Genomic DNA, 8,630 nt, shown 5'->3' with positions numbered 1-8,630 from the left:
GGCTGTAGCTCGTCCGCCCGGACCAGACGATGTGGAGCGGCAGGTCCACGTTGCCCTCGACGGGACCGGCCAGCTCCTGCAAGCGCTCGGGCAGTCGGCTGCGGTAGCGGTCCCGCAGCACCTCGGCGCGGGGCGCGGTGGTCGTCGTGTCCATGCATCCAGTATCACTGCTGGGAGGCGGCGGCATGGCGGATACGGGGGCCCCTGTCGCACGTACGTCGGGCGGGCGCCCGCCCTTCCCTCGGACATCTCACCCAGTGGGCGCTTAGAGGTCCTGACAAGGCGCTGGACGTGGCGGTGGGTGATCAGGCAGGTGGCGAGGCCGAGGAAGGCTTCATGGAAGTCGTCGCGTCTCTCCCAGCGGATCCGCAGGCGGCGGAAGCCGTGGAGCCAGGCGATCGTGCGCTCGACGACGTAGCGGAGGTGCCCAGGCCAGTGCCGTGCGGCTCGCCCCGTTTCGCGATCACGGGGCGGATCCCGCGCTGCCACAGCAGGCGGCGGTACTTGTCGTGGTCGTAGCCGCGGTCGGCCAGGAGCGCGTCGGGGCGCCGGCGGGGTCTGCCGACCCGGCCCGCGACGGCGGGGATCTTGTCGAGCAGCGGCTCGAGCTGGGTGACGTCGCCCGCGGTTTCCGCCGGTCAGCGACACCGCGAGCGGGATGCCCTGTCCGTCGACGATGAGGTGGTGCTTGCTGCCCGGCCGTGCGCGGTCGACCGGGCTCGGCCCGCTTTTGGGCCCCGCCGGGCAGCCCGCACGTGCGAGGAGTCGATCACCGCCCGCTCCCAGTCCAGCTGGTTCTTCGACCGCAACTCGTTCAGCAGCAGCTGGTGGAGCTGGTCCCAGACGCCGGCCTCGTTCCAGGCCGCCAGGCGCCGCCAGCAGGTCATGCCCGAGCCGAAGCCGAGTTCCTGCGGCAGGTACTCCCACTGGATGCCGGTGTGCAGGACGAAGAGGATGCCGCACAGGGCCTGGCGGTCCGGCACCCGCGGTCTGCCCTCGACCTTCTTCGGACCTGGTTTCGGCAGCAACGGCTCGATCAGCGACCACAGTTCATCCGACACGATCCACGGCCGCGACTGACGGTATCCCATACCCAGACCTACGAGCAGAGAGGCCGACAGACTCATGATCAGCAACTTTTGTTAGCGCCAGTTAGCGCATCATCGCCTACCCGTGCAGGCCCCCAGGTGGCGCGGCAACCGGATGCCCTGCGGACCCGGGACCAGCCCCGCTCGCGGGCGCGGGTGATCATGACGCAGCAGGTTACGCGGAGGGCCGCCGCCGTGGATTCGGCAGCGGCTTTGATCTCGGTGTCGGAAATGACTACGTTGCCGAAGCCGAGGCCCATGGCGCCAGCGCAATGGACGAGAAGGACACCGGGGCGGGCCAGGTCAGGGTAGCGGCCGGAGGGGGCAGGCGGCATCCACAGGGCACGCCGCTTCGGCTCCGAATGCAGCTGGGACAAGGCCACCGTGCACCCCCTGGGGTCGAACTGCCCGTTCACTCCGGACAGTTGCACGGTGGCCTGCCAGTTGAGCAGGGAGCAGACACCGGCAGACGGTGCACCCCAGGGAGCAGAACCCGCGCACTCAACCGCGGAGATCCCCTACACCACTCAGCGGGACGCCATCCGGAGATGCAGCAGAGACCTCCTCTTCGAGCGTCAAGAATCTCCGAACGCACCTCGGAAGGCGTCGCCCATGCAGGCCCCTCCCTCACGGACCCTCAGGTCAGCAAGTTACAGAGAGCAATCCGACCCCTCGAACCGCTACCCGGGGGGTGCCTCTATGTCTTTCGTCAAGGCACCCCTGCCGGGTTTGGGGTGGTTCGGGTTTGCTGGGGTCATGCGGCGAGTTCGACGTCTTCGGGGGTGCGGGGTTCGTAGAAGGTGCCGTCGCGGAGCATGGCGAACAGGACGCTGATGCGTTGGCGGGCGAGTCGGAGGAGGGCCTGGGTATGGGTTTTGCCGCGGGCTCGCTGGCGGTCGTAGTAGGTGCGGGAGGCCGGGTCGGCGTTCATGCAGGCGAAGGCGGACAGGAACATCGCCCGTTTGAGCTGCCGGTTTCCGCCGCGGGGTGCGTGTTCGCCGTGGATCGAGGTCCCCGACTGCTTGGTGGTGGGGGCGAGGCCGGCGTAGGAGGCGAGGTGGGCGGCGGTGGGGAAGCTGGTGCCGTCGCCGACGGTGACCAGCAGGACGGCGGCGGTCCTGACGCCGACGCCGGGCATCGACGTCAGGACCTGGGAAAGAGGGTGGGCCTCCAGCAGGGTGTTGATCTGGGCTTCCATGGCCCGGCGCTGGGTGTGGACGGCGGCCAGGGAGGCTGCCAGGGTGGGGATGACGATGTCGAGGGTGCCCGTGCCGGGGACGACGACACTCTGTTCGTCGAGCGCGTCGAAGACGTCGTCGATCAGCCGGGCGGCCATGCGGGGAGCTTTCGGGCGGATCAGCTCCACGAGTCTGCGGCGGCCGGCCTTGCGCAGGGCGGACGGAGAACCATGACGCTCCAGCAGCCAGGTCACGGCCTGGTGGTCGAGGCGGGGGCCCAGGACGCGTTCGAGGCTGGGGTGGAACTGGGTGAGCAGGCCGCGTATCCGGTTGGACGTGCGGGTGGCCTCGGCCGCGAGGTCCTGGTCGAAGCCGACGAGGACGGTGAGTTCGGCGGTGATCTCGTCGGTCGGTTCCAGGGACCGCAGGGTGTGCGGCATGGTGCGGGCCGCGTCCGCGATCACGGCCGCGTCCTTCGCGTCGGTCTTGGCCTCGCCGGGGTAGAGGTCGGCGATCCGGCGCATGGCCAGGCCGGGCAGGTAGGCCACCTGGCAGCCCGCGTCACGGGCGACGGTCAGCGGCAGGGCGCCGATCGAGGCGGGCTGGTCGACGATCACCAGGACGGTGCCGAACTTGGCGGCCAGTTTGTCGAAGACGGCCCGTAGTCTCGGCTCGCTGTTGGGCAGCTGCTTGTCGAAGACCTTCTTCCCGGCCGGGGTGAGTCCGTGGCCGTGGTGGGCACTCTTGCCGACGTCCAGGCCCAGGAACACGCCCAGTCTTCGGTGTCGAACACTGCGCTCTCCACTCCTCCAGTGCGGCCGGCCTTGGCATCGGTGTCGTACTCGCGCATCCACGTTATGCAGACCTGCCGCCCGCAAACTGTCCGGCGTTGCGCCGGACCGGACGGTGGCCGGACCTCTCATCAGCGTCTCCGACGGCACCTCCCGGGCCCGGTGACACCACCCCCCAGGTCATCGACTTCGACAGGGGGACACAGTCATGCCGGGCCCGGAGGCCAGCGGCCCCATTGCGGAGCCGCGAAGAACATAACGGGGGAAAACAGGTCGAGCAATCCGCCCAGACAGCAAAAGCGCAGGTCAGGACCCCTTGTCCTCAGACTCGAGAATCGCCACGCACTCCACCTGCGGTCATCGGAAGCAGGCGCCCGAGAGCGGGCAGGTAACTGCCATTGAGCAGTTACCCAAGGAAAGAACGCTCCCGCTGTTGGTGATCTTCACGTAGTGCTCGGCCGTGCGTTCGGAGAGCTGGCCGAGAGAGCGGCAGATGCGGGTGAGTGTGGCGCCGACGCGCAGGAGGTCGGTGGCCAGGGTGTGGCGGGCTTGGTGGGCGACGTAGGCGCCGCCGAAGTCGAGGTCGGCGACCCAGGTCTTGAGGCGCTGGTTGAAGTGTCCGTAGGAGATCGGCTGCCGGCCGTCAGGGTTACGGATGCGGGAGGGGAAGCAGGGCCAGGCTGGGACGTTCACTGGCCGGTCCCGCCCGCGTAGTACCCGGCCGTGTGCCGGGCGGTATCCTTGCGGGCCCGCGTGCGCAGCGTCTTGCCGGTGATCTCTGCCTCCGCAGCCACCGCCGCGTACGTGCGCCTGTCACGGGAGACTCAATGCAACGCGACTGCGTCCTTCCTCCGATACTCCTCCGAGTACGGAGACTGGCGCCCCACCTGGACATCCCTTCCTGAACCTCGAAGGTCCATTGTCAAGGTGTCTACCCCGAAGGGTCAGCCTGAACGTTTCATCGGGAAGGATCTGAATACCCGTTTCAGCACATCCCATCCGACTCCACGGAAAGGTGGATACCATGTCCGCTGTTCTCACCGGCAGTCCGCTGGCCGGCCGCGTTGCGGTGGTCACCGGGGCCTCCAGCGGCATCGGCGAGGCCACTGCGGCACGACTCGCTCATCTGGGTGCCGACGTGGCCCTCCTCGCGCGCCGCAAGGACCGGCTCGATGCGCTCGCGGAACGCATCTCGGCCGACGGGGGAAAGGCCCTGCCCCTTAGCGTCGATGTCACCGACCGTGCCGCCGTTTTAGGCGCCGCGGAGCAGATCGGCGCCGAACTCGGACGCGTGGACCTCGTCTTCGCCAACGCCGGCGTGCAGCTGATCTCTGAGATCGGTGCCCTCAGGACCGAGGAGTGGGACGCCCAGATTGATCTGAACATCAAGGGCGTCATGAACACCGTCCAGGCGTTCGTACGCGGCCTGGAGGAGAGCGCGGCCGCCGGGGACCCGGCGGACCTGATCGTCACGTCCTCCATCGCGGCCACGCGCGTCCTGGAGAAGTTCTCCGTCTACTCCGGCACCAAGGCCTACCTGAGCCACCTCACCCGTCTCCTGCGGACGGAACTCGGCCGCAAAATGGTGCGCGTGTCCACCGTCGAACCCGGCATGGTCGACACCGAACTGCCCGACCACGTCACCGACCCGGACGCCTCCAGGCTCATGGCCGACCTGCTGCAACAGATCGACTGCCTCCAGCCGGAGGACATCGCCGAGACGGTGGCGTTCATCGCCTCGCTCCCCCGCCACGTGAACCTGACGGAGATCACCGTTCTCCCCACAGAACAAGCCGTCTGACCCCGCTACCCGAGACCCCGCGAGACCGGGCGTGCACCGCCCCGGGGGAATTGCCAACCGCTTCCCCCGGGGTGTTCGGACTGTCCGTGATCGCGGGGGCGGTGGTCGGGCTCGGCGTCCACGCTGTCGGCCACACCAGCGACTTCTTCCTCTTCGCGATCACCGGCGCTCTGGCGGGCGCCCTGGCTGCCGTCGGCCTCGACGCCTACCGGCGCTTTTCCCTCCTCACAAAGCCGAACCGTCCACCGGCGCAGGCCCGGCTCCAAAACTCCGGCACGACTCACCGCGGCCTCCGCCCTCTCAGGAAATCAAGGCCTCCGTCAAACCCGGGGCGGTTCAATCAGCGAATAGACCAGAGACGGGCTCGCCGGAGCGTTGCGTCAGTAGCGCACTCGACGGCGCGTCAGCCAGCTGGAACTGGCCGTGCGTGCCGGAACCACGCAGCGGCACGTCAGCTTCATCGAGAGCGGACGGTCCACCCCCGGTCGATCATTGAGCGTTTTCAGCGCTGACGCTCCAAGGTGAGGACCGCTGCGGTGATTGACGACAGGCACGGCGAGGCATGACCTGGCTGGCAGCGCCTGAACTTCACCGAACGCCTCCGCCGTAATGCCCAGGCCCGTGGAGCAGGCGCGGCTTGGCGCATGGCCCGCCGCCTCCGGGGCAGCCGACAGACACGTCTTAGGCCAAGGAGTTCCATCATGATGGTCGTAGGAATCGTCGCCGTGTGCGTCGTGCTCGCCGTTCTCGCTTTCCTCGTACCGCGCCTCTCCCGCCACCCGCAACGCGGAACCCAGCGCACGCTCGGCGTCGGTTCACGAGCCGGCGGGAAAGCTCCCGGCATCCTCGGCCGCGCCTTCAGCAAGCCCTTCGGGAGCAGTTCCAGGGCCGTTGGTCGCAGCGGTTCGGCCGGTCGGCGGCCCCGTGGCCGCATGCCGTTCTGACGGGCGCGGTACTCCGTCGTGATCCCTGGGAGAATCACCCTCAGGCCTGCCATCTGGACCCAAAATCTCACGTCTGCAGGCGTGTTGAGAATTGCCCAGGGCACTCGGTACGGCGTGCGGGCGTGAAGTGACATCTGCGGTTACTCATTGAAGAGGTGTTGGGGAGATGGGGATGCACATGCGTGTCAAGGGGACGAAAACCGGGGCGATCGTGGTTTCCGCGATCATGGGAAGCGTCGTCCTGTCCGGATGTGGCGGGGGTGGCGAATCCGAGGCGAAGGGGAGCAACGCGTCGCCGAGTACGAGCGGAAGCGACGGCGCCCCCGAGCAGAGTACGACGGAAGTGCGAGCGGCCTACGACAAGACGGCCGAAGCCGAGTCGGCACGGATGACGATCCAGATGAAGCTCTCAGCGGCGGGCAAGACGATCACGTCCGACGGCAAAGGCGTCATCGACCTGGCCGAGGGGGACAGCGTCATGACCCTCACCGTGCAGGACAAGAGCATCGAGCAGCGCGTGGTCGACCAGGTCCTCTACCAGAAGTCCCCCGACCAGAAAGCCCCCGGCGGCAAGCCCTGGATCAAGATCGACCTGAAAAAGGTGGCCGCGCAGCAGGGGATGAGCAACCAACAGATCGGCGACCCCGCGCAGACCGCCGCCTACGCCAAAGCGATCACCGACAAGGACGTCAAGAAGGTCGGCACCGAGAAGATCGACGAAGTCAACACCACGCACTACAAGGTCTCCGTGGACGTCTCCGAACTGCCGGGCGGCGACCAGATGAGCAAGCAGCTCGGCCCAACACTGCCCATGCAGGTCTGGCTCGACGACGAGGGCCGGCTCCGGCAGCAGCAAATCGACATGACCGTCAAGGCTCCCGCTTCCGCGAAGCCCGGCAACAGCGCGCCCCCGAAGCAGCTCAAGATGAGCACAGTGATGCAGTTCTCCGACTTCGGCACCGAGGTCGACGCCGAGGCCCCGCCGGCCGGGCAGGTGGCCGACATGACCGACAAGGCTCTTCAGAACAGCCAGCAGCCGAGCTGAACTGCACAGAGCGAGGTCTTCGAGGAGAAACCACCGCTTGTCACCGTCCTTGGCCATGCACCTCCGCCCATGTACGGCCCCGGGTGAAGCCGGGTACGATCCGCCGCCCGCGCTGCCGCGGCAGCAACCGGCGGGTCCGTCACGCATGGGTGCAGCAGGCCGGGTTACCTGGCGGGCAGGCCGTGCCGGCAGCGTTCGCCATGGGGCCGGCGCGACCGAGGCGCTCCCGGTTCGGACCCGAGCCGGGAGCGCCGCGCTGCGCGGAGCCGCAGTCGGCCCGGCGGGAGACGGTCCGCCCACACCCGGGCGTCCTCGTCCGGAGCAGGCACGCGGACCACGGCGTCGGCCAGCGTGTGCAACTTGATGTTGCACTGCTGCGACACCGTCCTCAACAGCTCGAACCCCTCCCCCTTGTCACCCAGGCCGTACCGCTTGACCAACAGGTCCTGAGCGGCCGCCGCACCCTCGTGGGCCAGACGCCGATTCCGGTCCCCCAACTCATCCCGCGACCAATACGCCCCTCCAGGACCTGGCGAGGAAGCCTGCGGTCCGACCTGTCCGGAGACCTTTTCCGAGCGTGGAGGCGCGGTGACCGAGCCTGGCCGTGTGCGCAGACTGACCGACCAGGAGGAGCAGAAGCTGCAGCAGATCGTGCGCCGCGGCGGCACCAACTCGGTGCGCTACCGGCGCGCGATGATGCTGGCCTCCGCCGGCGGCAACCGGGTGCCGGTGATTGCCCAGCTGGTGCAGGCCGACGAGGACACCGTCCGGGATGTGATGCACCGGTTCGACGAGATCGACCTGGCCTTGCCTGGACCCTCGGTGGGCGGGAGGCCGTCCCGCCTGCTCAACCGTGACGACGAGGACTTCGCCTTGGTCACCGGCCCATGAGCCGAATCCCACGAGTTGTCCCTGCGGAGCCACGTGAGTTGACGAACGGAGCAATCGAAGCAGTCTGGCTGTCACCAGCAAGGCATTCGACTTGTCACAGGCGCTCATTCAGCTACCCGGCGAGATTGCGGAACAGACCCTCGAGGTCCTGTTCGCCGTCCCGGGTCTGGGCACCGTTGGCCAGCCCGGCGCTCATGAGCTGTGCTGTGGCGGAGCGGAATACGAGCCCAGCCCAGGCGTCGTTCTCCTGTGCCAGGCCAGCAGAATGATCGTGGGGGATGATGGCGCGCTTGGCTGCCGCGACGACGTCGTCGGGCAGCGCGGCGATGTTACCGGCGAGGCGGTCGACGAACTCGTCGAGCTGGTCGGCGGGGACGGCTCGGTTGACCCAGCCGTACCGCTCGGCGGTCTCGGCGTCCATCAGGTCGGCGCCGAGCACGATCTCCAAGGCACGGTTACGGCCGACGCGCTCGGTAAGGTACTGCGTGGCGCCGCCGCCGGGGACGATGCCCATGAGGGCTTCGATCTGGCCGAGCCCGGCCGTGCCGATCGCCGCGAACGCCATGTCCGCGGCCACGACGAACTCGGCTCCGCCGCCCCGCGCCTTACCTGCGAGCTTGACGATGGTCACCTGAGGCTGGCGGCGCAGTTGCTCCCCGACGGCCTGGAAGACGTTGACGCCGTCCGGCAGGTCGGCCATGAGTCCGGCGAGGGCGTCCGGAGTGGCGGTCATGTCGACGTGGGCGAGGAAGAAGTCCGGGTCCGCGCTGTCGAACACGATCACACGTACGCTGTCGTCGCCGGCCAGCGTGGTAAGCAGGCGCCGCACATCGGTCATGACTGCGACGCTGAGGACGTTGACCGGCGGGTTGTCGATCGTGACGTGCGCGAC

At 68.2% G+C, this 8,630-nt stretch carries 7 protein-coding genes and 2 pseudogenes; 5 read left to right on the top strand and 4 right to left on the bottom strand.

What is annotated here, in order from left to right:
• Positions 1–282: 282 nt before the first annotated feature.
• The 3 genes and pseudogenes from ACP4J0_RS37900 to ACP4J0_RS37890 form a co-directional block, all read right to left on the bottom strand.
• Positions 283–1,091, bottom strand: a pseudogene (locus ACP4J0_RS37900) (IS5 family transposase); the annotation flags it as partial.
• 751 nt (positions 1,092–1,842) lie between these two features.
• Positions 1,843–3,042 (bottom strand): IS110 family transposase, encoded by a 1,200-nt coding sequence (locus tag ACP4J0_RS37895; protein ID WP_426603898.1) that lies wholly within the window; start codon positions 3,040–3,042, stop codon positions 1,843–1,845.
• 372 nt (positions 3,043–3,414) lie between these two features.
• On the bottom strand, positions 3,415–3,750 hold the full coding sequence (locus tag ACP4J0_RS37890; protein ID WP_426603896.1) for a tyrosine-type recombinase/integrase: 336 nt from the start codon (positions 3,748–3,750) through the stop codon (positions 3,415–3,417).
• A 331-nt stretch (positions 3,751–4,081) separates the two neighbouring features.
• Here ACP4J0_RS37890 and ACP4J0_RS37885 point away from each other — a divergent pair, with 331 nt between their 5' ends.
• The 5 genes and pseudogenes from ACP4J0_RS37885 to ACP4J0_RS37865 all read left to right on the top strand — a co-directional run bounded on the left by ACP4J0_RS37885 (position 4,082) and on the right by ACP4J0_RS37865 (position 7,738).
• Positions 4,082–4,858, top strand: a complete 777-nt coding sequence (locus ACP4J0_RS37885) for an SDR family oxidoreductase (RefSeq protein ID WP_426603894.1) — start codon at positions 4,082–4,084, stop codon at positions 4,856–4,858.
• Positions 4,859–5,233: 375 nt separating this feature from the next.
• Positions 5,234–5,374, top strand: a pseudogene (locus ACP4J0_RS37880) (helix-turn-helix domain-containing protein); the annotation flags it as partial.
• A gap of 185 nt (positions 5,375–5,559) precedes the next feature.
• The gene (locus ACP4J0_RS37875; protein ID WP_426603892.1) at positions 5,560–5,802 is read left to right on the top strand and encodes a DUF6411 family protein; all 243 of its coding nucleotides are present in this window, start codon (positions 5,560–5,562) and stop codon (positions 5,800–5,802) included.
• A gap of 172 nt (positions 5,803–5,974) precedes the next feature.
• Positions 5,975–6,847: a hypothetical protein gene (locus tag ACP4J0_RS37870; protein ID WP_426603890.1), complete on the top strand. Its 873-nt coding sequence runs from the start codon at positions 5,975–5,977 to the stop codon at positions 6,845–6,847.
• A gap of 606 nt (positions 6,848–7,453) precedes the next feature.
• On the top strand, positions 7,454–7,738 hold the full coding sequence (locus ACP4J0_RS37865) for a helix-turn-helix domain-containing protein (protein WP_426603888.1): 285 nt from the start codon (positions 7,454–7,456) through the stop codon (positions 7,736–7,738).
• Positions 7,739–7,850: 112 nt separating this feature from the next.
• On the opposite strand, the gene ACP4J0_RS37860 is transcribed toward ACP4J0_RS37865, so the two are convergent.
• On the bottom strand, positions 7,851–8,630 hold a 780-nt coding region (locus ACP4J0_RS37860), incomplete at its 5' end, for an enoyl-CoA hydratase/isomerase family protein (RefSeq protein WP_426603886.1).

The organism is Streptomyces sp. WG7 (assembly GCF_049975785.1).
Taxonomy (GTDB): domain Bacteria; phylum Actinomycetota; class Actinomycetes; order Streptomycetales; family Streptomycetaceae; genus Streptomyces.
The sequence above is the reverse complement of the archived record's forward strand: the minus strand, read 5'-3'. Positions and strand labels throughout refer to the sequence as shown.